22 protein-coding genes and 2 pseudogenes are annotated in these 24,504 nt (G+C 68.3%); 9 read left to right on the forward strand and 15 right to left on the reverse strand.

Annotated features, from left to right (window positions below; all coding sequences use genetic code 11):
* Positions 1–10: 10 nt before the first annotated feature.
* Together G6N08_RS00920 and G6N08_RS00925 are read left to right on the forward strand one after the other, a co-directional pair.
* Positions 11–871 carry a cyclodehydratase gene (locus tag G6N08_RS00920; RefSeq protein ID WP_163753392.1) on the forward strand — a complete coding sequence of 287 codons (861 nt, stop codon included), beginning with the start codon at positions 11–13 and terminating at the stop codon, positions 869–871.
* Between the two features lie 33 nt (positions 872–904).
* On the forward strand, positions 905–2,254 hold the full coding sequence (locus G6N08_RS00925) for a macrolide-binding ATPase MABP-1 (protein ID WP_163756497.1): 1,350 nt from the start codon (positions 905–907) through the stop codon (positions 2,252–2,254).
* Between the two features lie 21 nt (positions 2,255–2,275).
* Here the strand turns inward: G6N08_RS00925 and G6N08_RS00930 are convergent, their stop codons facing one another.
* A complete protein-coding gene (locus tag G6N08_RS00930) occupies positions 2,276–4,390 on the reverse strand; it encodes an ATP-dependent DNA helicase UvrD2 (RefSeq protein WP_163753394.1) in 2,115 nt (704 codons plus the stop codon).
* A gap of 95 nt (positions 4,391–4,485) precedes the next feature.
* Between G6N08_RS00930 and mrx1 the strand changes: the two genes are divergently transcribed.
* On the forward strand, positions 4,486–4,743 hold the full coding sequence (mrx1, locus tag G6N08_RS00935) for a mycoredoxin Mrx1 (RefSeq protein ID WP_163756499.1): 258 nt from the start codon (positions 4,486–4,488) through the stop codon (positions 4,741–4,743).
* A 12-nt stretch (positions 4,744–4,755) separates the two neighbouring features.
* Here the strand turns inward: mrx1 and nudC are convergent, their stop codons facing one another.
* The 6 genes from nudC to G6N08_RS00965 all read right to left on the reverse strand — a co-directional run bounded on the left by nudC (position 4,756) and on the right by G6N08_RS00965 (position 14,346).
* Positions 4,756–5,676 carry an NAD(+) diphosphatase gene (gene nudC, locus G6N08_RS00940; RefSeq protein ID WP_163753396.1) on the reverse strand — a complete coding sequence of 307 codons (921 nt, stop codon included), beginning with the start codon at positions 5,674–5,676 and terminating at the stop codon, positions 4,756–4,758.
* 7 nt (positions 5,677–5,683) lie between these two features.
* Positions 5,684–6,745: a potassium channel family protein gene (locus tag G6N08_RS00945; RefSeq protein WP_163753398.1), complete on the reverse strand. Its 1,062-nt coding sequence runs from the start codon at positions 6,743–6,745 to the stop codon at positions 5,684–5,686.
* 82 nt (positions 6,746–6,827) lie between these two features.
* Entirely contained in the window at positions 6,828–10,136 is a 3,309-nt protein-coding gene (locus G6N08_RS00950; protein ID WP_163753400.1) for an ATP-dependent helicase, read from the reverse strand.
* Positions 10,133–13,258 (reverse strand): ATP-dependent helicase, encoded by a 3,126-nt coding sequence (locus G6N08_RS00955; protein WP_163753402.1) that lies wholly within the window; start codon positions 13,256–13,258, stop codon positions 10,133–10,135. Before G6N08_RS00955 ends, G6N08_RS00950 begins: the two co-directional genes overlap by 4 nt.
* 44 nt (positions 13,259–13,302) lie before the next feature.
* A complete protein-coding gene (locus G6N08_RS00960; protein WP_163753404.1) occupies positions 13,303–13,620 on the reverse strand; it encodes a J domain-containing protein in 318 nt (105 codons plus the stop codon).
* 303 nt (positions 13,621–13,923) lie between these two features.
* A complete protein-coding gene (locus G6N08_RS00965) occupies positions 13,924–14,346 on the reverse strand; it encodes an Hsp20/alpha crystallin family protein (RefSeq protein ID WP_163753406.1) in 423 nt (140 codons plus the stop codon).
* A gap of 289 nt (positions 14,347–14,635) precedes the next feature.
* On the opposite strand from G6N08_RS00965, the gene G6N08_RS00970 reads away from it, so the two are divergent.
* Complete coding sequence (locus G6N08_RS00970; protein ID WP_246216560.1) at positions 14,636–15,088, forward strand: heat shock protein transcriptional repressor HspR; 453 nt, start codon at positions 14,636–14,638, stop codon at positions 15,086–15,088.
* Positions 15,045–15,245, forward strand: coding sequence for an Rv3202a family protein (locus tag G6N08_RS00975; RefSeq protein ID WP_163753410.1), 201 nt, complete (start codon positions 15,045–15,047; stop codon positions 15,243–15,245). The genes G6N08_RS00970 and G6N08_RS00975 overlap by 44 nt, the downstream gene beginning before the upstream one ends.
* A gap of 25 nt (positions 15,246–15,270) precedes the next feature.
* Here the strand turns inward: G6N08_RS00975 and G6N08_RS00980 are convergent, their stop codons facing one another.
* Both G6N08_RS00980 and G6N08_RS00985 read right to left on the reverse strand, forming a co-directional pair.
* Positions 15,271–15,594, reverse strand: coding sequence for a hypothetical protein (locus G6N08_RS00980; RefSeq protein WP_163753412.1), 324 nt, complete (start codon positions 15,592–15,594; stop codon positions 15,271–15,273).
* 77 nt (positions 15,595–15,671) lie between these two features.
* On the reverse strand, positions 15,672–16,088 hold the full coding sequence (locus G6N08_RS00985; protein ID WP_163753414.1) for an Hsp20/alpha crystallin family protein: 417 nt from the start codon (positions 16,086–16,088) through the stop codon (positions 15,672–15,674).
* 150 nt (positions 16,089–16,238) lie between these two features.
* On the opposite strand from G6N08_RS00985, the gene G6N08_RS00990 reads away from it, so the two are divergent.
* Both G6N08_RS00990 and G6N08_RS00995 read left to right on the forward strand, forming a co-directional pair.
* Complete coding sequence (locus G6N08_RS00990) at positions 16,239–17,036, forward strand: alpha/beta fold hydrolase (RefSeq protein WP_163753416.1); 798 nt, start codon at positions 16,239–16,241, stop codon at positions 17,034–17,036.
* A pseudogene (locus tag G6N08_RS00995) lies at positions 17,024–17,320 on the forward strand (MGMT family protein); the annotation flags it as partial. The gene G6N08_RS00990 and the pseudogene G6N08_RS00995, both read left to right, overlap by 13 nt.
* 6 nt (positions 17,321–17,326) lie before the next feature.
* On the opposite strand, the gene G6N08_RS01000 reads toward G6N08_RS00995, so the two are convergent.
* The 3 genes from G6N08_RS01000 to G6N08_RS01010 form a co-directional block, all read right to left on the reverse strand.
* Positions 17,327–18,181 carry a TIGR02569 family protein gene (locus G6N08_RS01000; protein WP_163753420.1) on the reverse strand — a complete coding sequence of 285 codons (855 nt, stop codon included), beginning with the start codon at positions 18,179–18,181 and terminating at the stop codon, positions 17,327–17,329.
* Between the two features lie 95 nt (positions 18,182–18,276).
* A complete protein-coding gene (moeZ, locus tag G6N08_RS01005; RefSeq protein WP_163753422.1) occupies positions 18,277–19,455 on the reverse strand; it encodes an adenylyltransferase/sulfurtransferase MoeZ in 1,179 nt (392 codons plus the stop codon).
* A 158-nt stretch (positions 19,456–19,613) separates the two neighbouring features.
* A complete protein-coding gene (locus tag G6N08_RS01010; protein ID WP_218033360.1) occupies positions 19,614–20,597 on the reverse strand; it encodes a DUF3152 domain-containing protein in 984 nt (327 codons plus the stop codon).
* Positions 20,598–20,828: 231 nt separating this feature from the next.
* On the opposite strand from G6N08_RS01010, the gene fasR reads away from it, so the two are divergent.
* Positions 20,829–21,506 (forward strand): HTH-type transcriptional activator FasR, encoded by a 678-nt coding sequence (gene fasR / locus G6N08_RS01015; protein WP_163753424.1) that lies wholly within the window; start codon positions 20,829–20,831, stop codon positions 21,504–21,506.
* Here fasR and G6N08_RS01020 read toward each other — a convergent pair.
* Positions 21,493–21,741: a DUF3107 domain-containing protein gene (locus G6N08_RS01020; RefSeq protein ID WP_163753426.1), complete on the reverse strand. Its 249-nt coding sequence runs from the start codon at positions 21,739–21,741 to the stop codon at positions 21,493–21,495. The two genes, fasR and G6N08_RS01020, sit on opposite strands and share 14 nt — an antisense overlap.
* A 187-nt stretch (positions 21,742–21,928) precedes the next feature.
* Here G6N08_RS01020 and G6N08_RS01025 point away from each other — a divergent pair, with 187 nt between their 5' ends.
* On the forward strand, positions 21,929–22,597 hold the full coding sequence (locus tag G6N08_RS01025; RefSeq protein ID WP_163753428.1) for an MmpS family transport accessory protein: 669 nt from the start codon (positions 21,929–21,931) through the stop codon (positions 22,595–22,597).
* A 34-nt stretch (positions 22,598–22,631) separates the two neighbouring features.
* Here G6N08_RS01025 and G6N08_RS01030 read toward each other — a convergent pair whose 3' ends face one another.
* On the reverse strand, positions 22,632–23,327 hold the full coding sequence (locus tag G6N08_RS01030) for a ferritin-like fold-containing protein (RefSeq protein WP_163753430.1): 696 nt from the start codon (positions 23,325–23,327) through the stop codon (positions 22,632–22,634).
* Positions 23,328–23,341: 14 nt separating this feature from the next.
* Positions 23,342–24,411 (reverse strand): annotated as a pseudogene (locus G6N08_RS01035) (IS110 family RNA-guided transposase).
* Positions 24,412–24,504: the final 93 nt, after the last annotated feature.

Here is a 24,504-nt window from a genome sequence, read left to right on the forward strand (position 1 = left end):
AGTCCCACCCATGCCAGCGGCTGCGTCGCCCCTGTACGCGCTCGACCCGGCGATGCCGGTGCTGCTGCGCCCAGACGGCGCAGTCCAGGTCGGCTGGGATCCCCGCCGGGCGGTGCTGATTTATCCGCCGCCCGGCCTGGCCGCGGCCGCGTTGGCCGCGCTGCTGCGATCCATGCGGTCGCCGGTAGCGATGACCGAGTTGCGCCGGCAGGCCGCCCGTCACGGGTTGGCCGATACCGATGTGCTGAGCAGCCTGGTCGACCAACTCGTGGACGCCGGCGTGGCCACCCGCGGGCGCCGGCGACGGCGGCGGTCGGCGTCGATCCGGGTTCATGGTTGCGGACCGCTGTCGGATCTGATTGTGCAGTCGCTGCGCTGTTCGGGTGCCCGGATCAGCCAGACCAGCCAGCCGCATGCCGTGGCGGCTCGGGCGGCAGCGGACCTGGTGGTGTTGGCGGACTACTTGATCGCTGAGCCGCGGGTACTCCGCGATCTGCATGCGGAGCGTGTGCCGCATCTGCCGGTGCGGGTGCGTGACGGCACCGGGCTGGTGGGGCCCCTGGTCGTCCCCGGGGTGACGAGCTGCCTGGGCTGCACCGATCTGCACCGCAGCGACCGCGACGCGGCGTGGCCGGCGGTCGCTGCCCAGCTGCGGAACACGGTCGGTACCGCAGACCGGGCCACCCTGCTGGCGACCGCTGCGCTGGCGCTGAGCCAAGTGAACCGGGTGATCGCGGCCGTGCACGGGTTCGCAGGGGCCGCCGATCCGGGGCCCCCGCCGGCGGCGCTGAACGCCACGCTGGAGCTCGACCTGGGCGCCGGCTCGATCACCGCGCGGCAGTGGACCAGGCATCCGTTGTGCTCGTGCTGACAGGGACGATCGCGCGGGCACCGGCCACCCGTGATGGATGATGGTGGTGTGACCGATATCAAGCGTGGGCGCGCAGCGCGCAACGCAAAACTCGCCAGCCTGCCGGTCGGCATTGCCGGCCGGGCGGCGCTGGGGCTGGGCAAACGGCTGACCGGCAAGTCAAAGGACGAGGTCAACGCCGAGCTGATGGAAAAAGCGGCCCACCAGCTGTTCACCGTCCTCGGGGAGCTCAAGGGCGGCGCGATGAAGGTGGGCCAGGCGTTGTCGGTGGTCGAAGCCGCCATTCCGGACGAGTTCGGTCAGCCCTACCGCGAAGCGCTGACAAAGCTGCAGAAGGACGCCCCGCCGCTGCCCGCGCCCAAGGTGCACCGGGTGCTTGACGCGCAGCTGGGCACCCGATGGCGGGATCGTTTCCGCTCGTTCGACGACACCCCGGTGGCCTCGGCCAGCATCGGGCAGGTGCACAAGGCGGTGTGGTCAGACGGCCGCGACGTGGCCGTCAAAATCCAGTACCCGGGGGCTGACGACGCGCTGCGCGCGGACCTGAAAACGTTGCAGCGCATGGTCGGGGTGCTCAAACAGTTTTCACCGGGCGCCGATGTGCAGGGCGTCGTCGACGAGCTGATTGCGCGCACCGAAATGGAACTCGACTACCGGCTGGAGGCAGATAACCAGCGCGCCTTCGCCAGGGCGTATCAGGGTCACCCGCACTTTGTGGTGCCCCGCGTGGTGGCAAGCGCTCCCAAAGTCGTCATCCAGGAGTGGCTCGACGGCACCGCGATGTCGGAGATCATCCGCAACGGGACCACCGAACAACGCGACCTGATGGGAACCCGGCTGGCGGAGCTGACGTTCGACGCGCCGCGACGGCTGGAGATGATGCACGGCGACGCGCACCCCGGCAATTTCATGTTGTTGCGCGACGGCCGGATGGGTGTGATCGACTTCGGCGCGGTGGCGCCACTGCCCGGCGGTCTGCCCATCGAGCTGGGGATGACCATCCGGCTGGCCCGCGACAAGAACTACGACCTGCTGCTGCCGACGATGGAGAAGGCCGGCTTCATCCAGAAAGGCCAGCAGGTCGCGGTCCGCGAGATCGATGAGATGCTGCGCCAATACGTCGAGCCCATCGAGGTCGATGTTTTCCACTACACCCGCAAATGGCTGCAACGAATCACCACGCGTCAGATAGACCGGTCGGTCGCCCAGATCAAGACGGCCCGGCAACTTGACCTGCCGGCCGGGCTGGCGATTCCGCTGCGGGTGATCGCCTCGGTCGGTGCGATTCTGTGTCAGTTAGACGCACATGTTCCGATCAAGGCGCTGTCCGAAGAGCTGATCCCGGGCTTCGCCGAGCCCGAGCCGGACACCGCGGTGATCTAACGGCGCCCTGCCGGTGCGCGGTCAGCGGGTAAAACCGCATCGTCGCCGGACGAGCCGCAGCACATCCGCACCGTACAGTTCCAGTTTGCGTGCGCCAATACCCGGGATCGCGACGAGCGCCGCCGCATCGGCCGGACGCGATTCGGCGATTGCGATGAGCGTGTTATCGCTGAAGACGACAAAGGCGGGCACGTTCTGGCGCTGGGCGGTTTGCCAGCGCCACTGTTTGAGCTGCTGCAACAACGGTTCGTCGACATCGCCGGCACAGGTGTCGCACCGGCGCAGCACCACGGCTGCCGACGTGGTCAGCGGTGCGTTACAGATCCGGCAGTGCGCGGTGGCCCCCCGGCCCCGGCGCCCACGGCCCGCCCGCGCACCAGGCTGCAGCTGCGGCGCAATGCCGTTCAGAAACCGTGACGGCTTGCGGGTCTGCCGCCCGCCGGCGGCGCGGGACAGCGCCCAACTGAGCGCCAGATGCACCCGTGCCCGGGTGATTCCGACATAGAGCAGTCGACGTTCTTCCTCGACGGCGTCACTCGCCGGCCCGTGGGCCAGCGCATGCGAGATGGGCAGCGTACCGTCGGTCAGGCCGACCAGGAACACCGCGTCCCATTCCAGGCCCTTCGCGGCGTGCAGCGAAGCCAGCGTGACGCCCTGCAGCACCGGGGGATGACGCGCGTCGGCCCGCAGCCGAAGCTCGGCCAGCAGCCCGTGCAGGTCCAGCCCGGGACGCCGGGCGACCTCGTCGTCAACCAACTCCGCCAGCGCGGTCAGCGTCTCCCAACGCTCCCGGGCGCGGCTGCCGGCCGGCGGCCGGTTCGTCAGCCCCAGCGGGGCGAGCTGCGCGCGCACCACCTCGGGCAGCGCACCCTCGACCCCACGGTCAGCGGCACGCTGCAACGCCAGCAGCGCCTGTTTGACCTCCTGACGGCTGAAAAACCCCTCGCCGCCGCGGACCTGGTAGGGGATACCGGCTTCGGTCAATGCCTCTTCGTAGACCTCAGATTGGGCGTTGATCCGGTACAGCACCGCGATGTCCGCCGGCGGGGTACCGGCGGAGATGAGCCGGGAGATCGCCCTCGCCACCCCCGCCGCCTCGGCAACCTCGTCGGGATACTCGTGGAAAGAGGGCTCAGGGCCGGGCTCACGCTGGCCCACCAACTGCAGTCGGCTGCCCACCGCGCGCCCGTGGGCGCCGGCGATCACCCGATTGGCCAGCGACACCACCTGCGGCGTCGAGCGGTAGTCCCGCTCGAGGCGCACCACCGTGGCGTCGGGAAACTGTCGGGAGAAACCGAGCAGGAACCGCGGCGATGCCCCGGCGAACGAGTAGATGGTTTGGTTGGCGTCACCGACGACGGTCAGGTCATCGCGTTCGCCCAGCCAGGCCGACAGCAACCGCTGCTGCAGGGGTGTGACGTCCTGGTACTCGTCGACGACAAAGCAGCGATACCGGTCGCGGAACTCCTCGGCAACACATGCGTCGTTCTCGATCGCAGCAGCGGTGTAGAGCAGTAAGTCATCGAAGTCGAGCAGCACAACCCCGTCACGGCGGGTTTTGAGGGTTTCATACCCCGAATACACGGCGGCAACCTGCGCGGCGTCGCACGGCGCGTCGCGGCCCGCCGCCGCCACGGCCTGCGCATACTGCTCGGGGCCGACCAGCGACGCTTTAGCCCACTCGATCTCTGCCGCCAAGTCCCGCACGTCGTCGGTGCTGACCTGCAGCCCCGCCCGGTTTGCGGCGCGGGCGACGACGGCGAACTTACTGTCCAGCAACTGCCAGCCGGTGTCGCCGACCACGCGCGGCCAAAAATACCGCAGCTGGCGGTGTGCGGCCGCGTGGAATGTCGAGGCCTGGACGGCCCCGACAGCGCAATCGGTTCCCGTGGCCGCGTGCAGCGCGCGCAACCGGGTGCGCATTTCCCCCGCGGCGCGTTGCGTGAACGTCACCGCCAGCACTTGGTGCGCGGCGACGTGCCCGTGGGCGACAAGCTGAGCGATCCGGTGAGTGATCGTGCGGGTCTTGCCCGTTCCGGCACCGGCCAGCACGCAGACCGGCCCGCGGGGTGCCAGCACTGCCTCCCGCTGTTTGTCATCCAAACCCGCAGTCAGGGGGCTCGCGGTCAGCGGCATGCTGCCCATCTTGGCAGCGGTAGCCGACACCTGCCCAGCGCCACGCCACCCGCGGCTGGGCCGAGCTGCCGCCTACCGGTTAGGTTGAGTAGGTGATGACTGGCGCTGCGCTCACGCTCTACACCACCCCCTGGTGCGGCTATTGCCATCGGCTCAAGATGGCGTTGAAGGTCTCCGGAATCTCCTACCATGAGGTCGATATCGAACAAGACCCCGCCGCCGCGGAGTTCGTCGGTTCCGTCAACGGCGGCGCCAGGACCGTGCCGACGGTGAAGTTCACCGACGGCTCAACCCTGACGAACCCGGATGTGAGCCAAGTCAAGGCGAAGCTGGCTGAGATGGGCACCGGGTGACACCCGGTCACCCTACAGCGCGGCCCACGACTCGATGATCACCCGGGCTATCGAGATTGAGCCGGGCAGAAGAAGTTTCGACTCCGAGGTACTGCTCCAGTCACCGGCTTCCAGCGCTGCTCGCACTTCAGCGCGGGTGAACCACGCCGCTTCGGCGATCTCACCGTCGTTGTACGAGAACTGCTCAGCGGGGTCGGCGGTCGCGTGGAACCCCACCATCAATGAACGCGGGAACGGCCACGGCTGGCTGCCCAGGTAGCGCACATCGCGCACGGTCACACCGATTTCCTCGCGGATCTCACGGGCGACACACGCTTCGAACGACTCGCCGGCCTCCACGAAACCAGCCAGCAACGAAAAAAACCTTTCCGGCCATACCCTTTGGCGAGCCAGGATCACACGATCGCCACCGTCGTGGACCAGGCAGATTACCGCCGGGTCGATCCGCGGGAACTCCTCGTGACCGGTGACAGGGTTCACCCTCGACCAGCCGCCCCGAAACGGTTTCGTCGGTGAGCCGTCCACCGCGGAAAACCGGGCGCTGTCATGCCAGTTCAGCAACGCGATGGCTGACGACACCAGCTGCGCGCTGACATCGTCGAGGGACTGGCCGCCGCGACGAAGGTCGGTGACCACGGCCTGGACGTCAGGGTCGCGCGGGGCTTCCAAGGGGCCCCGGATAGCCCAGACGTGGCGGCCCCCTTCGATCCGGCCGAGAAACACCGCATCGGCAGGTGGTTTGTCGGCAAACGCGCTTGCCGCGCCGAGGACCACCCGGCCGTTTGCCACCAGAACGTGGTTGCGGGAATCGACGCGCAGCAGCGCAGCCTCTGCCCAGCCCGCGATGGCCGCGTCCACATCGGTGCGCAGGTGGTCGGCGCGGTCGGCGCCGACGCGCGACAGCAACGGGACACTGCGCAGCCGGAAATCCACGCGAACCCTAGCTGCCCACGCTGCGGATGTACAGCAGCCGATCACTGGCCTCGATGGCGTCGACCTCCGGGGCGTCCACACGCAGCAGATGGCCGTTGCGAACGACGCCGAGCACGATGTCGCGCAGATGCCGCGGCGAACCACCTACTTCGGTCTGCTCCACCTGACGCTCGGCGATGGCGAACCCGGCGTCGGGTGTCAGCAGGTCCTCGATCATCTCCACCACCCTGGGCGTGGTGGTCGCGATGCCGAGCAGTCGGCCAGCGGTCTCCGAGGACACCACAACCGAATCGGCTCCCGATTGGCGCAGCAGATGCTGGTTCTCGGCCTCCCGGATCGACGCGACAATCTTGGCTTTCGGCGCGATTTCCCGCGCCGTCAGGGTGACCAGCGCCGCCGTGTCATCGCGGCTGGTGGCCACGATGATCGAGGACGCGTGCTGAGCCGCGGCCAACCGCAGCACATCGGATCGGGTGGCGTCCCCGTGCACGGTGACCAAACCCGCGGCCGCGGCCTGGCTGAGGGCGGTCTGGTCGGTGTCGACGACGACGATGTCGCCGGGCGCCGCCTCGTCGCTGAGCATCGCGGCGACCGCCGTTTTTCCTTTGGTGCCGTACCCGATGACGACGGTGTGGTTGCGCACTTTGTTCCTCCAACGCTGAATCTTCCACGCCTGCCGGGAGCGCTCGGAGAGCACCTCGAGCGTCGTGCCGACCAGCACAGCCAGAAACGCGATCCGCAGCGGCGTCATCACGACAACGTTGACCAGGCGCGCAGGCTCGGTGTCCGGGGTGATGTCGCCGTAACCGGTCGTCGATAACGACACCGCCGCGTAATACACGCAGTCGAGGAACGTCAGTTGGCCGCCTTTGATGTCGCGGTACCCGCTGCGCCCCAGATAGACCATCACTGCCGCGGCCATCAACACCAGAACGGCGATGGCGACTCGGCGCACGATGACCCGGGTGGGACTGCCCGGACTTTCCGGGATACGCAGCACACCGACCAGAACATGACCAGGTTGCGCGGTCAGCGCCTCATCGCGAGGAACCAACCTAGTTCTGGCCATCATGCTCCGTCATCGGCTCAACCCGGCGCACGTGACAATGTAACCACGACCGCCTGGGCGGCAGTAGCTCCCCGCAGCCCGGTTACCAGTGCGCCGCCCGGCCCGCGCCGCACCGAGCCAGCAGCGTCGCCAGCTCCCCGGGCCCCGGCACGGTCTGCGGGACAACGGTCTCCCCGGTGCGAACGTAATAGAAAGCGGTGCGCACCAACACTTCTGGGCATCCCCGCAATCCCGCCCAGGCCGCGCGGTAGACGCCAAGCTGGACAGCGGCTTGCCGCACTGCGTGCGGCCCGTCCGGCGGCTCGCCGGTCTTCCAGTCCACCACGGTGACTCCCCCGTCCGGATCAGCGAATACGGCGTCGATGCGGCCGCGCACCACGGTGTCAGCAATCAGCATCTCAAACGGCACCTCGACCGCGAGGGGGCTACGGGCAGCCCACGGCGACTTCATGAACATCGCCTGCAGCTCAGCCAGCTCCGCGGTCTGCGCCTCAGCCAGGTCGGTGTCTGCCGCGCCCGGCAGGTCGGCCAGGTCGAACAGCCGCTCCGCCCCGTAGAACTGCTGCACCCAGTCATGAAAAGCGTTGCCGAGCACGGCATGCGGGTCCGGGCGTGCGGGCACTCGACGTATCAGCCGCTGCGCCGCAGCGACCGGGTCGCGGGCCAGCTCCACAAGGCTGCTGACCGACAACTGGGTGGGCAACGCCGGCGCAGCCGGGCGGGTGGCACTGGCCCGTTCGGCCAAAAGCGCGTCGACGTCGGCGACCCAACCGGCGGCCTGAGCGCTGCCGGGCGGGACCGGGGCATCCGCCGCCATCGCCGCGGTCACCAGCGCTGCCCCGCGTTCCACGTCGGCGCGGCGAGCACCTAGCGGGTCGGCTGGCCAGCACGCTTCGACAGCATTGCCTAGCAACGGATTTCGCTCACCGTCGGCGGGCGGCGGAGCCCACTGCTCCACCACCCCGCATGGCCGGCCATCCACGGCCGAACGTTCGATGACGTCTTTGAGTTCGCAGAGGAATTCCGACGGCCCGCGTGGCTTGACTCCGGTTGGCCCCCAGTGGTGGCCGGACAACAACAGGGTCTCCTCGGCCCGGGTGATGGCCACATACAGCAGGCGGCGCTCCTCGTCGGCGCGGCGCTGCTGCAGCTCACGACGGTGCGCAGCAATCGTGTCGGACAACTGTTTGCGGTCGGCGACTTGCGAGGTATCCAGAACCGGGACACCGTGCGAGCCGCCTGACGCACGGTCGCCGCGCAGCAGCGGCGGCAAGTCGGCAGCATCGGTCAGCCAGGTGCGAGTCGACGCAGTCGATGGGAACACCCCCGCCGACAGATGCGGCACCGCCACCACCTGCCATTCCAACCCCTTGGCGGCATGCACGGTCAGCACCTGCACACGATCGCGCGGGGCGGCGCGCTGGCCCGGCGGTAATCCGTCCTCGACGGCCGCCGCGGCATCCAAGTAGGCCAACAGACCCGTCAGCGTCGGCGCGGACACGCCGGAGCGTGCCGCGGCCCTCTCGGCATAGCCGGCGACCACGTCGGCAAACGCATCAAGGTGCTCGGCACCGGACCAGTCGCCGGAGGCCGCCCGCACCTCGCAGTCCACGCCCAGCATTCGGCGCACCTCGGCGACGAGGTCCACTAAGGGATGGCCCAGGTATCCGCGCAGCGTGCGCAGCTCCTGGCCCAGTGCGAGAATGCGCCGATAACCCACCGCCGAATAGTGGTGCGCCGGCCCCGGATCGCTGAGGGCGTCGGCCAGGCAGGCGCCGTCGGTGTCGCGGATATCGGGCCACGGCGCGGGCTGCTCGACGGCAGCCGACTCCGCCCGGCCCGGCTCAGCGCCGAGTTCTACCGCGCGCCGCCACAGCGCCGCGATATCGCGGCCACCCAGACGCCACCGCGGACCGGTGATCACCCGCATCGCCGCCGCCCCGGCCGTCGGGTCGGCGATCAGCCGCAGCATCGCCACCACATCGGCGACTTCCGGAATTGACAGCAGACCCGCTAATCCGACCACCTCCACCGGTATTCCGCGGGCGCGCAGCGCATCAGCCATCGGTGCGGCGTCGGCATTGCGCCTGACCAGCACGGCGGTGGTGGGTGGGCTGACTCCGGCCCCCCGGGCGCGCCGGTAGTGCTGGTGCACCTGCTCGGCGATCCAGTCGCGCTCGGCGCGCACATCGGGCAGCAACACGCAGCGCACGGTTCCCGGCGGGGCGCCCGGTCGCGGCCGCAGGCTGGGCACCGCAACCGATCGCCGCCGCGCCTCGCCCGCGATCGCGTTGGCGAGCTGCAGCGCCCGTCGCGGGTTGCGCCAGCTGGTGCGCAGCTCCAAGACAGCGGCAGGGGTCCCGTCGGAGCGCGGGAAATCGGTGCAAAACCGCGGCAGGTTGGTGGCCGACGCGCCCCGCCAGCCGTAGATCGACTGGATCGGGTCACCCACGGCGGTCAGCGCCAACTGGTCGTCGACCCCACCGCCGAACAGCGCCGAGAGCATGACCCGCTGGGCATGCCCGGTGTCTTGGTACTCGTCGAGCAGCACCACCCGGTAGCGGCGGCGCAGCTGCGCACCGACGTGCGGAAATCCGGCCGCCAGCCGGGCTGCAGCGGCCATCTGCGCGCCGAAGTCCATCACCTTGTCCGCGCGCAGCCGCTGCTGCAGCGCATCGAGCACGGGCACCAGTTCAGCGCGTTCGGTCTGGGTGGCCAGCATCCGCAGCAACCACTGGTTCGGGCCGTGGTCGCGCTGGTAGCGGCCCGGCGGCAGGGTATGCACGAGCCGGTTCAGTTCTCCATGCATGTCGCGGAGCTGGCTGGTTTCGACGAGGTGTTCGCTGAGCTGGCCCCACAATCGCAGCACCATCGCAGTGACCGCCGCGGGGGTCTGGTCGGTGTGGAGTTCACCGGCATAGCCGGTGACCACGTCGAAAGCCAGCTGCCAGAGTTCGGTCTGGCTGACCAGCCGGGTGTCAGGCTCGATGGAAAGCAGCACACCGTGTTCGCGCAGTAACCACCCGGCGAAAGCGTGGTAGGTACTGACGACGGGCATCTCAGGGGCGCGGCCCGGCTCACTCGCCGCCGGGCACGCGGTCAAACCGGCGCCGGCCAGTCGGGCCAGCCGGGAGCGGACGCGACGCAGCAGCTGTCCGGCGGCCTTGCGGGTGAACGTCAGCCCCAGGACCTGGCCGGGGTCGGCGTACCCATTGGCCACCAGCCACACCACCCGCGCGGCCATCGTCTCGGTTTTGCCCGCGCCGGCTCCCGCGATAACGACCAGTGGGCCCGGCGGCGCGGCGATGATCGCGGCCTGTTCCGCGGTGGGCTCGGACAGCCCGAGCACACCGGCCAGCTCAGCCGGGCTGTAGCGTTCCGCCGGGCTCATGGCCGCCTCTCGGGACCGACATGAGCCGGGCAGCTGGGCCGGATCGGGCAGTGGGCACAACCCTCGTTGACCCGGGCCACAAACTCCGGTCCGGCCGTCGCGGCGGCCGCCTGCCCGATGAGGTTGAGCCAGGTGTGGCGGGCATCCGGGGTCAACGGGTCCTGCTCGCGTTCGACCACACCGTTGGCCCGGCCCAAATAGACCAGCCGTGCCCCGCCGGGTTCGTCCGCACCCGGCAGCAGGCCTTCAGCCACCGCCAGCTGATACATCGCCATCTGCGCATGCCGTTGGGCATCGTCTTTGCTGACCGGTGTCTTACCCGTTTTCAGGTCGACGATGACCAGGCGCCCGGCACCATCTCGCTCCACGCGGTCAACCCGCCCGCGCAGCCTGACCCTGCCGCCATCGGGGGTTTCGACGACACCCTCGACGCCGACCTCGACGCCCACCTCGGTCAGCTCATGGCGCGTCTTTTCCCGCCATCGGCAAAACGCCTGAATCATCGCGTGGTGGCGCGCCCGCTCGTTGGCCGAATACCACGGCGAGTCGAAGGGCAGCTGCGGCCAGACCCGGTCCAGCGCGGCCGCCAGCTCGGGTTCGCTCCGGTCGGGTTGAGCCAGCAACGTGTGCAGCAACGACCCGAGGGTGGAACGCAGGTCGCGGGCGGGAGTTCCGCCGTGGCGTTCGACCAGCCAGCGCAGCGGGCAGTCGGTGAGTGTGCGCAGGGTCGAGGGGGTGAGCGTGACGATATCGCCGCTGCACAGCGGTGCAGTGGTGCTGACCGGGCTCAGGCCGTACCAGTGGGCCGGATCAGCACCCGCAACACCGCTTTGCGCCAAGCGGGCCAATTGTGCTGCGGCGCAGGCGCGATCATGATCGGACACCGCTCCGTCGGCTGCGCACACCACGCTGCGCAACTGGCCGACCACCGCGGCCGCGGACAGCAGCCGCGGCGCTGCGACCGGCTGAACCGCACCGGAACCATCCTCCCCGCCCGCCCACTGCGCGATCTCGACAAAGAACGCCGAGGGCAGCGCAACCTCCTGGCCGGCCTCTCCGGCCTCGTTGTCGACCGCGGTCACCAGCAGCCGCCGCCGCGCCCGCCCCATCGCCGCCACCAGCAGCCGGCGCTCCTCGGCCACCAGTGGCGCCCGCAGAGACGCCTGCTGGGCGACACCGTCGAGGACATCCAGCAACCGCTGCGTGTCCAACACTCCTCCGCGTGGAATCGTGTTGGGCCACAACCCTTCCTGTAGTCCCGCGATGACCACCAGATCCCACTCGTGCCCGAGTGCGGCGTGTGCGCTGAGCACCCTGACCTGTTCTGCCGGCGACAGCGGCTCCGGGTCGCCGACGGGCAGCCGCAACGCCCTGATGTGCTCAAGCAGCCCGTCCAGCGTCGCGCCGGCCGTGCGCGACACGTATTGCTCAGTAAGGTCGAACAACGCGGTCACCGCGTCGAGATCGCGCGCCGCCTGGGCGCCGGACGGCCCGCCGCGCGCGCTGGCGTGAAGCCACCGAGGGTGCAGACCGGAAGCCTGCCACGCCGCCCACAGCGTGGAGCGCGGATCCCGGCCGTCACGGTGACAGCGAGCGGCTGCGTCCAGCACGGCACGCACCCGCCGCAGCGGGCGAACGTGGGTGACCGGCAGGGACGGCGGCTCATCGCCGGTCAGCGCCTCGACGACCAGGTCGTCGAAGCTCGGGGAATCCGCTCCCCTGCGGCGCAGGGCCCGGCGCAGTTGTCGCAGCGATATCGGATCGACCCGGCCGATGGGCCCGGTCAGCAATGCCACTGCCCGCTGCCCGTCCAGCCCGGTGACGGCAGCCTCCAGCACCGTCAACAGCGCGGCCACGGCCGGCTGCGCGGCCAGCGGTCCGCTGGCCGCGGGCACGGCCACCGGAACCCCGGCCGCGGCCAGGGCCTGCGGCAACCGGGCTGCCCGCGACACCGACCGCACGATCACCGCCATCTGCGACCACGGAATCCCGTCGACCAGATGGGCCCGCCGCAGCGTGTCGCCGATCAGCGCCGCCTCCGCCTGTGCGGAGGCGGCCAGCCGCACCGTGACCGATCCGGGATCCGGTCCGGCGCCGCGGATTTCCCTGCCCGGGGCGCTGCCGGGAAGCCGGCGCGCCACCGCGCTCACGGCCCGCGCCACTGCGGGAGCGCAGCGGTGCGACCTGGTCAGCACCACCGCGGGAGAATCGCCGGCGAGCAGGGCGGCCGGGTCGGCACCCCGGAACCCGTACACCGCCTGGTTGGGGTCGCCGGCCACCAACGTCAGATCGGTGCCCGCCGCTAACACGCGGATCAGGCGCGCCGCCTGCGGATCCAGTTGCTGAGCATCGTCGACCAGCAGGATCCGCAACCGGGCACGCTCGCCGGCCAGCAGATCGGGATCGACCGCGAAGGCGTCCAGCACGGCCCCCACCAGTTCGGCGGCGCCCAGCGCCGGCGTCCTCGCCTGCGGCGCCGCCGTTCCGGCGGCCGCGCGCAGCAGCATCACCTGCTCGTACTGGCGGGCAAACCGGCCGGCCGCCGCCCATTCCGGGCGCCGCCACCGTCGGCCCAGCCGCTCCAGGTCCCCCGGCTGGACTCCACGTTCGCTGCACCGCGATATCAGGTGGCGCAAATCGGTGGCGAAGCCAGCGGTGGCCAGCGCCGGCCGCAGGTGTGCCGGCCAGCGACTCGCCGCGGCGCTGTCGGTGTCGTCGGCGAGATCCCCGGCGAGCAACTCCCGGATCACGGCATCTTGTTCGGCGCTGGTGACCAGGCGCGGGGGCCGCTCACCGGCGCGCTGGGCGGCTCTTCGCACGATGGCGTAGGCATAGCCGTGCACCGTGCGCACCAGCGGTTCCCGGATCACCGGCCGGCGCCCGGCGGCAGCCCGCGAGCGCAGCAACGCCCTCGTCAACGCGCTGCGCGTCCGCGTTCCGATCCGCCCGGCCCCCGTGAGCAGCAGAACCGATTCCGGGTCGGCGCCGGCGCTGATGCGGGCAGCCGCCGCGTCGACCAGCAGACTGCTCTTCCCGGTTCCCGGGCCACCCAGGACACGCACCAGCCCGCGCAGACTCGGCTCCAGCAGGCTTTGCGCATGGGCGTCCCAGGTGCGGGGCATAGCCGCATCACAGCACAAGGCTCCGACAACCCGCCGGCGGACGATCAGCGGTGCCAGCGGACCGGCCCGGCCCGCAAGGGAGGTTCATTGTCGACGGGCTCAATCCGCGTGACCGGTATCCGGACCGGGCCGGTGTCCCTGCGGGCGGGGCGAGCGGTGCGGTCATACTCCGCGCGGCGGCGGGGATCACGCAGTAATGCATACGCAGCAAGAATTTGCCGTAGCCGCTCGTCGGCGCCCGAATTCGACGCGCTGGGGCGACTGTCGGGGTGATGGGCGCGCAGCTGGCGCCGGTACGCGCGAGTGATCTCGGCCTGTGTCGCCGTCGGCGCCACGCCGAGCACCGCATAGGGGTCCGTCATGTAACACCGCGCCTTTCAGCCTGCGTCGGCGGTGGACTGCGGCGGTGGGCGCGCCGAACCGCTGTGCGCGCCCACCCCGATCGATGAGGCCCCGCTGTCCTCGGGCCGGGCCACCACCGCCCGTGACACTGCGCCGCAGCCGGCAGCCTGCGGCCCATCACATCAGCTGAGGAACGGCACTGGGGCCGACATGCGAGTGTCAACCGTCGACGCATCACCTCCTCGGTGTCACGGCCGTTGCGGGTAGCCGGCACCGGAGGCGACCGTGGACGGGCCGCTGGTCCGGTGCGTGAACCTGCGCCGTCAGGCGTTGATAGCCGTGCGCTCCGAATCGCGGCTGATCTGGATACGACGCGGTTTGGCTTGTTCTGCGACCGGGATGGTGAGCCGTAGAACACCGTCGTGGTAGTTGGCTTCGATTTTGTCGGTGTCGAGGTTCTCCCCGAGGAACAGCTGCCTGCTGAAAACACCACGCGGCCGCTCGGCCGATACCATTTCCCGGCTTGGGTCCAGGTCGGGACGTTCGGCACGCACTGTGAGCACATTGCGCTCGACGTCGAGATCCAGCGAGTCAGCCTTCACGCCGGGCAGATCGAACTCGACGATGAACTTGTCACCTTCCCGCCAGGCGTCCATCGGCATGACCGCCGGCCGGGCCGCGGTCCCCAGCACCTGTTGGGTCAACCGGTCGAGTTCGCGGAATGGATCCGTCCGCATCAACACCATGTTCACCTCCCCGACTAGGAGCAGATCATCTATGTCTGCTGAGATAACTTTGTCATATCACTAGCAGAAGACTTATGCAAGTATCTAAGAGAAATTTTCTCTCTCAGAATGACGTGAACAGAGGTCGCCAGACCGCTTGGCGGGAGTCACGTACATCTCAAGCGGATGCCGGGCGCTCACGGAATCGATGCTGTTACCAGCGACTACTCGGCCACATCCGCGTTGATCAGTATGAAACCTATGTCCATAGACATAGATTCTCATCTCTATGTATGGTACCTTTGTGTACGTGAGCACCAGCAAGTCTCGTAGCAAAACGGAGCAGCAGTCGGCCACGCAGGAGCCATCGCGTTCCGCGCGCGGAGTGTACGGCATCTCGGTCGCATCCGAGTTGTCCGGCATCGGACCACAGACGCTGCGGCTCTATGAGCGTTGGGGACTGCTGAGCCCGTCACGCACCGCCGGGGGGACACGTCGCTACAGCGACGACGACCTCGACCGCCTCAAACAGATCAGCGAACTTGTCGACCAGGGCGTTAACTTGGCCGGTATCGCACGAATACTGGACCTGGAGAGCCGAAACAGCCAACTGGAATCCCACAACACCCAGCTGCGGCTAGACAATGCCCGGCTCAGAGCCGATCACAAGGAGTCGGCCAGCACCACCAGGCCGAAAAAGGGAAGGAGGGGCTCCGCCAATGAGGGAGGCCGCAACAACCGCGCGAATCGGCGAAACCCCTGAAGCCGACACGGTCGAACAGCACTTGGCGGTGCTCGATGACGAGGGCGGGCTGGACCCGTCGTGCCTTGCCCACCTCACCGATCGCGAAGCCAACGAAGCCGACGTGATCGAGCAGGCCACTGTCGTCCCGGTCGCCGCAGACGAGCCGCCATGGTAAGACCGTCAGCTACAGCCGCGGCCCGCTAGACATCCTCGGCGGGCAACCCGCGTCCCGGCTCGGCGTGCGCCCAGCCGCGCGGGCCGGCGCGGAACAACTGGCCCCAGGTCGACAGCGCAACCGCCGCCGCAGCGTCATCGATGTCCCTGCCGTGCTGATCCTCGGCGAGGGTGACCAGGGCATGCGCCAGGTTGACCGCATCGACGTTGTGCCGCTTGGCCGTGTGCATAATCTCGACGAACGCCTCGTCGAGTCGGTAACGGCGCAGCGCCACCAGAACACCCTCGGCTGTATCGAGGATCCGCGCACCCGTCCTGCGCGTTTCGCGCGGCCGAGCGTCGTGCGTCATGGTCATCACCTCGTCAGGGTCGGACAGACTGGCCGGCGGCGGGTGGTCTGGTCTGGGCCATGTTCCGCCGCACCGTCTTAGGCGTTGACGACCTTCGGCGTCCCGGTCGTGACGGCGAGCTTGCGGGGCTTAGCATGCTGGGCGAGCGGAATCGCCAAGCGCAGCACTCCATCGGTGTAGTCGGCGTGCACGTTGTCGATATCGAGGCTCTCCCCAAGGAATAGCTGGCGGCTAAAGACTCCGTGCGGGCGCTCCCACACCAGCATGGTGTGACCGGACCCAACATCCGGACGCTCCGCGCGCACGGTCAGCACGCCCCGCTCGACAGTGACGTCTAGCGACTCTGGCCGCATGCCCGGCATGTCGAGCTCCACGAAGAACGTGTCGCCGTCCCGCCACGCATCCATCGGCAGGTATGCGGGAAGCGCGGCGGTGCCCAGCACACGGTGGGTGAGTCGGTCGACCTCACCGAGCGCGTCGGCACGCATCAGCATGGACACCACCTCCTTGCCGAGTCCGCAGTTGTTTTCTTCGACTACAACTTGTGGCCGATAACACATATTTCGGGTTGGGCGCAGGGCACGGGCACCACGGTGACCGCCCCGGCCCACCACGGCCGCAGACACAGCTGGCACCATCGACGCGTGACCGTCGACCTTCATGTGCATCGGTATGGTCCGGGCCGGCCCGCACACGTGCTGGCGCTCCACGGGCTGACCGGCCACGGGCAGCGCTGGCAGCAGCTCGCCACCGGGTATCTGCCCGAAATCGCCGTGGCCGCACCCGACTTGCTGGGACATGGACGGTCCTCGTGGGCGGCCCCGTGGACGATTGACGCGAACGTCGAAGCGCTGGCAGCGCTGCTGGAGGAGCAGGCCGACACCCCCGTGGTGGTGGTCGGCCATTCGTTCGGCGGTGCGGTCGCACTGCATCTGGCCGCGGCACACCCCGACAAAGTCGCCGCGCTGGTGCTGCTCGACCCGGCGGTTGGGTTGGACGGCGCCTGGATGCGCGAGATCGCCGATGCGATGCTCGCCGCACCCGACTACCCGACTGCAGCGCAAGCCCGCGCCGACAAGGCGACCGGATCGTGGTCCGATGTAGACCCCGCTGTGCTCGACGCCGAGCTCGACGAGCACCTCGTCGCACTCCCCAGCGGACGCTACGGCTGGCGCGTCAGCCTGCCGGCGATGATGTCGTACTGGAGTGAACTGGCCCGCGACATCGTCTGGCCGCCCCGGACCACCCCGACGACGGTGGTGCGGGCGCGCCGGACGTCACCGCCGTACGTCGGCGACGAGCTCATCGGCGGGCTTCGCCGGCGCCTGGGATCGGGTTTCGAACTGCTGGATTTCGACTGCCAGCACATGGTGGCTCAGGCCAAGCCTGCCGAAGTCGCTGCGTTGATCCGCCGCCACATGCACCACCGATGCCCGCAGTGACCGACGAGCACATCGAGCAAGTGCGCGCATTGGTCGCAGCCATCCCGGCGGGCCGAGTCGCCACCTACGGCGACATCGCCGCTGCCGCAGGGCTTTCCAGTCCACGCACGGTTGGCTGGATCATGCGAACTGATTCCGCCGACCTGCCCTGGCACCGGGTGATCAATGCGTCGGGACGCCCGGCTCGGCATCTGCGGGCCCGTCAGCTGGAATTGCTGCACGCCGAAGGGATTCTGAGCGTCGATGGCAGGATTCCGCTGCAGCAGCACCGCTACGCCTTTCCGCGCCGGCTACAGTATCAGCCGGACCAGGGCAGCAGTGCGGGCCAGACCCGGAAACGCGGCCGCCGTCGAACGCGGGTGCAACGCATGGACGGCTAACCGAAACATCAACGCGCGCAATAGCATTTGTGGCCACTCTGGCAATGCGTCCCAGCGCTCGATGAGCCCGTCGTCGGCCTCGCCCCACGACAACGCATCCACCACGACCACACCGGCAGCCCAGGACGCGGGCCGCCAGTAGGGTGTGATGTCGGTGATCCCCGGCGGGGCGGTTCCAGCGAAAAGCACTGTCCCATACAAATCTCCGTGCACCAGCTGGCTGGGGCTCTTGGTTGGCCGGCGCAGTCCGGCGAGTTGGTTGATCAAGTCGATCGACCGCTGCGCGTCTGCAGTGGCCGGGGCCACTCGCGCCGCCGACGGCACCGACTGCAGTGGACGCTCTTCCCACGCAGCCCGGTCCGCCGCAATGAAAACGTCGACGTCCGCCCACGGGGCGGTGGGCCCTTGGGTGAGGAACCGGGGGCGCTCCAGCCGGGCGGTGGCTTCGTGCAGCCGCACCGCCGCCGAGACAACTTCGTCGTGCCTCGGCTCCGGTCGACCGGCAACGAAAGTATCTGCCCGCCAACCGGAAACGACATACCGTCCGTCGGTCGAACGCACCGGCCGCGCCAGCCGCACCCCGTCGACGAACAATGTCTCACGCACCCGCGCCGACCAGGCGGCGCGGGCGTGGTCGGCCACCATCGACAACACCACTTCGCCGCACCGCCAACCGCCCTCCCAGCCGTCTTCCAGCGGGACGGGGTGGACCCCTCTCAGACCGAACGCCGCCACAACGTGCTCGGGCGGCCGCTCGACACTCACACGGTCAGGGTAACCGCGCCGAGCGCGCGCAACCGGACGAGACACGACAGCCGAGCCGGACTGCCCGCGCCCCGGCCGCGACGCGGCCGGTTATGTCAGTACATCACCATGTCGGGTTGTATCTGTTTGGCCCACGCCACGATGCCGCCCTGCAGATGAACCGCATCGGCAAAGCCTGCCCTCTTCAGCGCGGCCAGCGCTTCCGCTGACCGCACGCCCGTCTTGCAATACAGCACCGGCATGCGATCTTGTGGCAGTTTGGCCAAACCCTCGCCGGAGTTGATCTGCGAATGCGGGATCAACTGGGCCCCATCGATGTGGTTGATCTCCCACTCTGCCGGCTCCCGGACGTCAATCAGTGCCAGCTTCTTACCGGAGTCCAGCAATTCGCGCAGCTCACGTGGTGTGATCGTGGAGTCGGCGACGGCGTCGGCGGCCTCGTCGGACACCACACCGCAGAATTGCTCGTAGTCAACCAATTCGGTGATCTTCGGGGTCGACGGATCCTTGCGGATCGCGATCGTGCGGTAGCTCATCTCCAGTGCGTCATAGATCAAGAGTCGCCCCAGCAGCGGCTCCCCGATCCCGGTGATCAGTTTGATCGCCTCGGTGCCCATCACCGATGCGATCGACGCGCACAGGATTCCCAGCACCCCGCCCTCGGCGCACGACGGCACCAAACCCGGCGGCGGGGGCTCCGGATACAGGTCGCGGTAGTTCAGCCCGATTCCGCCGGGCGCGTCCTCCCAGAACACCGAGACCTGCCCTTCGAAGCGATAGATCGATCCCCACACGTAGGGCTTTCCCGCCAGCACGGCGGCGTCGTTGACCAGATAGCGAGTGGCAAAGTTGTCGGTGCCGTCCACGATCAAGTCGTACTGCTCGAACAGGTCGACAGCATTGTGTGGTCGCAGTCTCACCGGGTGCACACGCACCTGGACCAGCGGGTTGATCTCGGCGATGGAATCGCGTGCCGACTCGCCCTTGGGCCGGCCGATGTCGGAGACACCATGGATGATCTGCCGCTGCAGGTTCGATTCGTCGACGACATCGTCATCGACGATGCCGATGGTGCCGACCCCGGCCGCGGCCAGGTAGAGCAACGCCGGGGCCCCGAGCCCGCCGGCCCCGATCACGAGCACCCGCGCGTTTTTGAGCCGCTTCTGCCCCTCAACTCCCAGGTCGGGAATGATCAGGTGCCGACTGTAACGGGCGATCTCCTCGCGGGTCAGCTCGGCTGCCGGCTCCACCAGCGGTGGCAACGTTGTCGACACCGGTGTCTCCTCGTTATCTCCTCGACTAGGCTCTCGCGGGACATCAGCCACCACCATCACAGCAGCTGTCCCCGTCAACGGCAAACAGATCAACCACACATGGCCGGCGTTGCTTCCCGCCGAGCCCTCTCATGCCAGACGGGCCGGCACCGATCGTCTCAGGTGATCGGATAGGGCCACGGATTGTAGCGACAGGTTTTGCCGTCCGGCTTAACCCATTCCGGGTCGAACTTCGCGGCATCGTCGTCAGCCGTCGAAAACGTCTGCTGCATCATCACCGGCGCCAGGCCCCCTTGTTTGTCGCATGACTCATGACGCAGGTAGCCGATCGCATGACCGACCTCGTGGTTGATCACATATTGGCGGTACGAACCGACATCACCCTCAAAAGGCACTGCCCCGCGGATCCAGCGTGCCTCGTTGATGAACACCCGCGGCTGCCCTGCGGGACCATACGACGGGTTGTAGCAGGAGGTCTCCAGCGGAAACTCGTAGCCGCACCCTTCGCGCACCGTCATCGGCGAGGACAATGAAATCCGAAAGTCAGGGTTTCCGCTGTCGATCCTGGTGAACCCGAACTGCGGGTTGTGGATCCAGCCCTTCGGGTTGGCCAGTGTCTGGTCGACCATCCGCACGAACGCGTCGTCACCGCCAAACAGTGTGGCGTCGATCCCGTTTTCGACCTCGACGGTGTAGGTGAAAACCTTGGCGGTGCCCCGACCGACCTGGGGGGCTGTGCCGGCGAGAATGTGCCAGGTTTTGTCGCCGCCGGGGGTGAACGGGCCACCGTCCGGCAGCACCCCGGTGGGCAGGCTGGCGTCGAAGCGGGCCACACCGCGCGGCGGCGCGTCGATAATCGCGGTACTCACCGCCCCGATCGACGGCGGGCCTTGCGCCGGCTCCTGGGAGGCCGGGGCCGGTGCACTGGTCCCGGTCACCGCCTGGTAGAGCACCATGACGGTCAGCGCCGAGAGCACCGGCAGGGCGTAGGCGCGCCACCCGTATGTCGACACAAACCGGCCGAGCCAGGTTTGCTTGCGCCAGCGGCTGTGGCGGTCCCGATTGGACCGAGCCCGGCCAGTGTTCCAGGCGAGCGGGTCGCGCTGCGCGCGCAACGGTTCTCGCCAGTCGTCGCGAAGCATCGGTACTCGACCGATGCCGGACGGGGCCGGATCATAGGTCACAGCCTCCAGAATGGCACAACTGCGCACAACCCGAACTTGTAACGCGCCCTGCGGGCACGGCCCGGCCGGTGATGTATGCCAAACGTCGACCACGTCGCTGCCGGTCATGACACAGTGATCGGTAGTAGTGTCGACGCGACAACCACGTGCCGATCCGGCGACACCTGGCGGCGACAGATTGAGGACTTGATGAGTGATCTCGCCAACACCACCGAGCGCAGCGGCGTCAAACCTGCCGACAGCGACCTGTCGTTGGACAGCGGAAACCGGCGCGGAAACCGGCTCCCCCGCGATGAACGCCGAAGCCAACTGCTGATCGCTGCCAGTGAGATTTTCGTCGATCGCGGCTACCACGCCGCCGGCATGGACGAAATCGCCGAACGCGCAGGGGTGAGCAAACCGGTTCTTTACCAACACTTTTCCAGCAAGCTTGAACTGTATCTGGCCGTGCTTCGCCGCCATGTGGACAATCTGGTGTCCAGCGTGCGTCAAGCGCTGCGCACCACCACCGACAACCGCCAGCGCTTACACGCGGCGGTGCAGGCCTTCTTCGACTTCATCGAGCACGAAAACCAGGGCTACCGGCTGATCTTCGAGAACGACTATGTCACCGAACCACAGGTTGCCGCGCAGGTGCGGGTGGCCACCGAGTCATGTACCGACGCGGTATTCGACCTGATCAGCGCCGACTCCGGACTCGACCCTCACCGGGCCCGGATGATCGCAGTGGGCCTGGTCGGCATCAGCGTGGACTGCGCGCGGTATTGGCTCGACAGCGACCGCCCGATTTCCAAAGAAGAAGCCGTAGAGGGCACTGTGCAATTCGCCTGGGGCGGGCTGTCGCACGTGCCGCTCACCCGCTCCTAGCAGACTCGATTCCAACGCCGAAGCCGACGCGGCGCGCGTCGGCGACGCCGATTTCCACGTAGGCAATTTTGCTGGCCAGAACCAGGAAGCGGCGACCCCTCTCGTCGCTCAGGCTGAGCACCCGCGAGTCCTCACGCAGCGCGGCGGTGATGAGCTCTTCAACTTCACCAGGCGACTGCGAACTGGTGAACACCAGCTCACGCGGGCTGTCTGTGATACCGATCTTGACCTCCACGCTGGTCCCTTCCGTCCAGTCACACCGTTTCAGCAGCAGGCTAGTAGACCCCCTGGCAGAAGCCGATCGCCCGGCCACACCACCAGTGGCGCCGGCCCGGCCCGGCTGTGGTCACGATCACCCGACACGCCCGTGCCGCAGCGACCGCCACGATGTTCACACAGATAACATCAGCACCATCAGCACCATGAGCCACCTCGATGCCGAGATCGAGGACTACCCGGACGACGAGATCTACGCCGACGCCGTCGACCACCCCGCGCCGACCGATCAGCGCTGGCGCCCGGTGGCTGTCACCGCCGGCGTGGTGCTGGTGCTCGCCGTGGTCGCCACCGTCCTCATCGTCAACGGCGGGGACAACGCATCCACCCCGGCCACCGTGCTGCCTTCACCCAGCCGGACCGTGATCGCCACGCCCGCGCCAACCGCCCCGACGGCAGCGCCCACCACCTCGCTGCCCCCCGAAACCGTCACCACCTTGCCGCCCCGACAGACGCCGGCCCCGGCGCCCACTCACACCCCTACCGCCGCCCCCAGCGCGCCACCGACCGCGCCACCGGAAACAAGTCCGCCGCCGGCGGTGAATCCGCGCACCATTGTGTACACCGTGACCGGGAGCAAACAGCTTCTGGACCTGGTGACCGTGATCTACACCGACGAGCAGGGCCTGCCCCATACCGACTTCAACGTGGCGCTGCCCTGGAGCAAAACCGTCGTCCTCAACCCCGGGGTACAGAACAAATCCGTCGTGGCGACCAGCCTGTACAGCCGTCTGAACTGCGCGATCACCAACGCTGAAGGCCAGACGATCGCGGTGTCGACCACCAATACGATGATCGCGACCTGCACCCGCTGACGCCGCCGGTCGCCCGGGCGACAGCCGAGGCCGGTCACAGCAGGCCCAGTTCACGCATCCGCTGGTCGTGGGTGTGCTGCAGCCGATCGAAAAACGCGCTGAGCTGGGTAAGCCCGTTGGTCCCGGCGGTCACCAGATCCACCAGTTCGTCGTGTTCGGCCAGCACATACTGGGCCTGGGTAATCGCTTCGCCCAGCAGGCGGCGAGACCAGAGCGCCAGCCGGCTGCGCTGCCTGGCACTGGACGTCACCGCGGCGCGCACTTCGGCGACGACGAATTGGGAGTGCCCGGTCTCCGCCAACGCCGCCCGTACCACGTCAGCCACCTCGTCGGGCAGGGCGTCGGCAATCTCCAGGTACAAGTCGGCGGCCAGCGCATCACCGACGTAGGTCTTGACCAGAGCCTCCAGCCAGGTGCTCGGGGTGGTCAGCCGGTGGTAGTCATCGAGCGCGGAGGCGTATTTCGACATCGCCGGCAGCACATCGACACCGCGTCGTTGTAAGGCGTCGCGCAGCAGCTCATAGTGCCCCATCTCGGCGGCGGCCATGCTGGCCATCGAGATCCGGCCGCGCAGGTCCGGCGCCATCCGCGCCTCATCGGCCAGCCGGTAGAACGCCGCCACTTCACCATAGGCCAGCAGCGCGAATAGCTCGTTGACGCCAGGATGGTCCGCCGGCAACCGGGGCTTTTCCGACTCGGTGGCCCGGTCGGCCCGCGGAAGCGAGGTCATGGGTTTCTCCTATGTCAAGCCGCTGCCGGTTGGCAAGGCTGTTGACGGTTCTGTTCGTCGGTCTGGAGGTGGCCGAAGACGACGCGGGCCAAGCGGCGTTTGAGGCAGCGCAGGGCTTCGGTGGTGGAATCGCTGTCGGCTAGCCGCTTCCGGTAGTAAACCTGCCCAAGGCCGTTGAGACGGATCTGGGTTACGGCGATGCGATGCAGGGCGGCGTTGAGTTGGCGGTTGCCCGAGCGGGTCATGCGCACGCGACCGGCAGTGTTTCCCGACCACACCGGGACAGGCGCCACCCCGGCATGGCGCGCGAAGGCGGCCGCGCTTTTGAACCGGGTCACCCCGGCGGTTTCTCCGACGAGTTTGGCCGCGGTCAGCTCCCCGCAGCCTGGAAGAGCAAGCAGCACCGGGGCGACGTGGCGAACTCGCTGTCCGATGCGCTTGGTCAAGGCGTTGATGGTCTCGGTGAGTCGGATGATGTCGGCTAGCTCGTCGCGCGCCAACTCAGCGACCAGGCCAGGCACCGTGGCAAGCCAATCGCCGAGAATCCGGCGGTGCTTGGCCAGATCCAGCGAACGGGCTTTGGGCGCGTGGTCGGGGTCGAGCTCGTGCACCCGCCACAACAGCCGGTTGATGGTGGCAGTGCGTTGCGCCACAAGGACTTCCCGGCGATCCACCAACAACTTCAACTCCCGCGACACCTCATCATGGGAGGCGACCGGCAGATCGGGTTCACGCAGAAAACCGCGCGCGACTGCTAAGGCGTCGATTGGATCAGACTTGCCCCGGGTGCGTGCGCTAGCCCGCGTTTGGGCCATCAACTTCGGCGGCACCCGCACCACCGACTGACCAAAGCCCATCAGATCACGCTCTAACCGGGCCGACAGATGCCGGCAATCCTCGATCGCCCACACCACCTCTGGCCCGAAGCTTTCTCGGGCCCACATCACCCCTCGGCATGACCTGCAGTAGTGGCCTTGACAACCTTCTCGGCCAGCTTGCGCCCGGCCTCATCGACCGCGACGAACGTGTGCGTGCGCTTGTGTACATCGGCTCCAACAACAACCATGGTGGTTGCCTCCTTCACTGTGAGGTGACGGTTGGGCCGGTCGGCGGACACATCTCAGTCGGGGCGGATGCCACGCTCCTATCAAGTCACGCCGGCCGGTCCTTCACACCT

It is taken from the genome of Mycobacterium botniense, from assembly GCF_010723305.1.
Taxonomy (GTDB): domain Bacteria; phylum Actinomycetota; class Actinomycetes; order Mycobacteriales; family Mycobacteriaceae; genus Mycobacterium; species Mycobacterium botniense.

Coding starts and splice junctions, on each gene's coding strand:
- G6N08_RS00975 (WP_163753410.1), top strand. CDS start 15,045: ATGAGGGAGGCCGCAACAACCGCGCGAATCGGCGAAACCCCTGAAGCC.
- G6N08_RS00945 (WP_163753398.1), bottom strand. CDS start 6,745: ATGGCCAGAACTAGGTTGGTTCCTCGCGATGAGGCGCTGACCGCGCAA.
- G6N08_RS01025 (WP_163753428.1), top strand. CDS start 21,929: ATGAGCCACCTCGATGCCGAGATCGAGGACTACCCGGACGACGAGATC.
- G6N08_RS01010 (WP_218033360.1), bottom strand. CDS start 20,597: ATGCTTCGCGACGACTGGCGAGAACCGTTGCGCGCGCAGCGCGACCCG.
- G6N08_RS00960 (WP_163753404.1), bottom strand. CDS start 13,620: ATGACGGACCCCTATGCGGTGCTCGGCGTGGCGCCGACGGCGACACAG.
- G6N08_RS00965 (WP_163753406.1), bottom strand. CDS start 14,346: ATGGTGTTGATGCGGACGGATCCATTCCGCGAACTCGACCGGTTGACC.
- G6N08_RS00985 (WP_163753414.1), bottom strand. CDS start 16,088: ATGCTGATGCGTGCCGACGCGCTCGGTGAGGTCGACCGACTCACCCAC.
- G6N08_RS00925 (WP_163756497.1), top strand. CDS start 905: ATGGATGATGGTGGTGTGACCGATATCAAGCGTGGGCGCGCAGCGCGC.
- mrx1 (WP_163756499.1), top strand. CDS start 4,486: ATGACTGGCGCTGCGCTCACGCTCTACACCACCCCCTGGTGCGGCTAT.
- G6N08_RS01030 (WP_163753430.1), bottom strand. CDS start 23,327: ATGACCTCGCTTCCGCGGGCCGACCGGGCCACCGAGTCGGAAAAGCCC.
- G6N08_RS00950 (WP_163753400.1), bottom strand. CDS start 10,136: ATGAGCCCGGCGGAACGCTACAGCCCGGCTGAGCTGGCCGGTGTGCTC.
- G6N08_RS00930 (WP_163753394.1), bottom strand. CDS start 4,390: ATGCCGCTGACCGCGAGCCCCCTGACTGCGGGTTTGGATGACAAACAG.
- fasR (WP_163753424.1), top strand. CDS start 20,829: ATGAGTGATCTCGCCAACACCACCGAGCGCAGCGGCGTCAAACCTGCC.
- G6N08_RS00955 (WP_163753402.1), bottom strand. CDS start 13,258: ATGCCCCGCACCTGGGACGCCCATGCGCAAAGCCTGCTGGAGCCGAGT.
- G6N08_RS00920 (WP_163753392.1), top strand. CDS start 11: ATGCCAGCGGCTGCGTCGCCCCTGTACGCGCTCGACCCGGCGATGCCG.
- G6N08_RS00980 (WP_163753412.1), bottom strand. CDS start 15,594: ATGACGCACGACGCTCGGCCGCGCGAAACGCGCAGGACGGGTGCGCGG.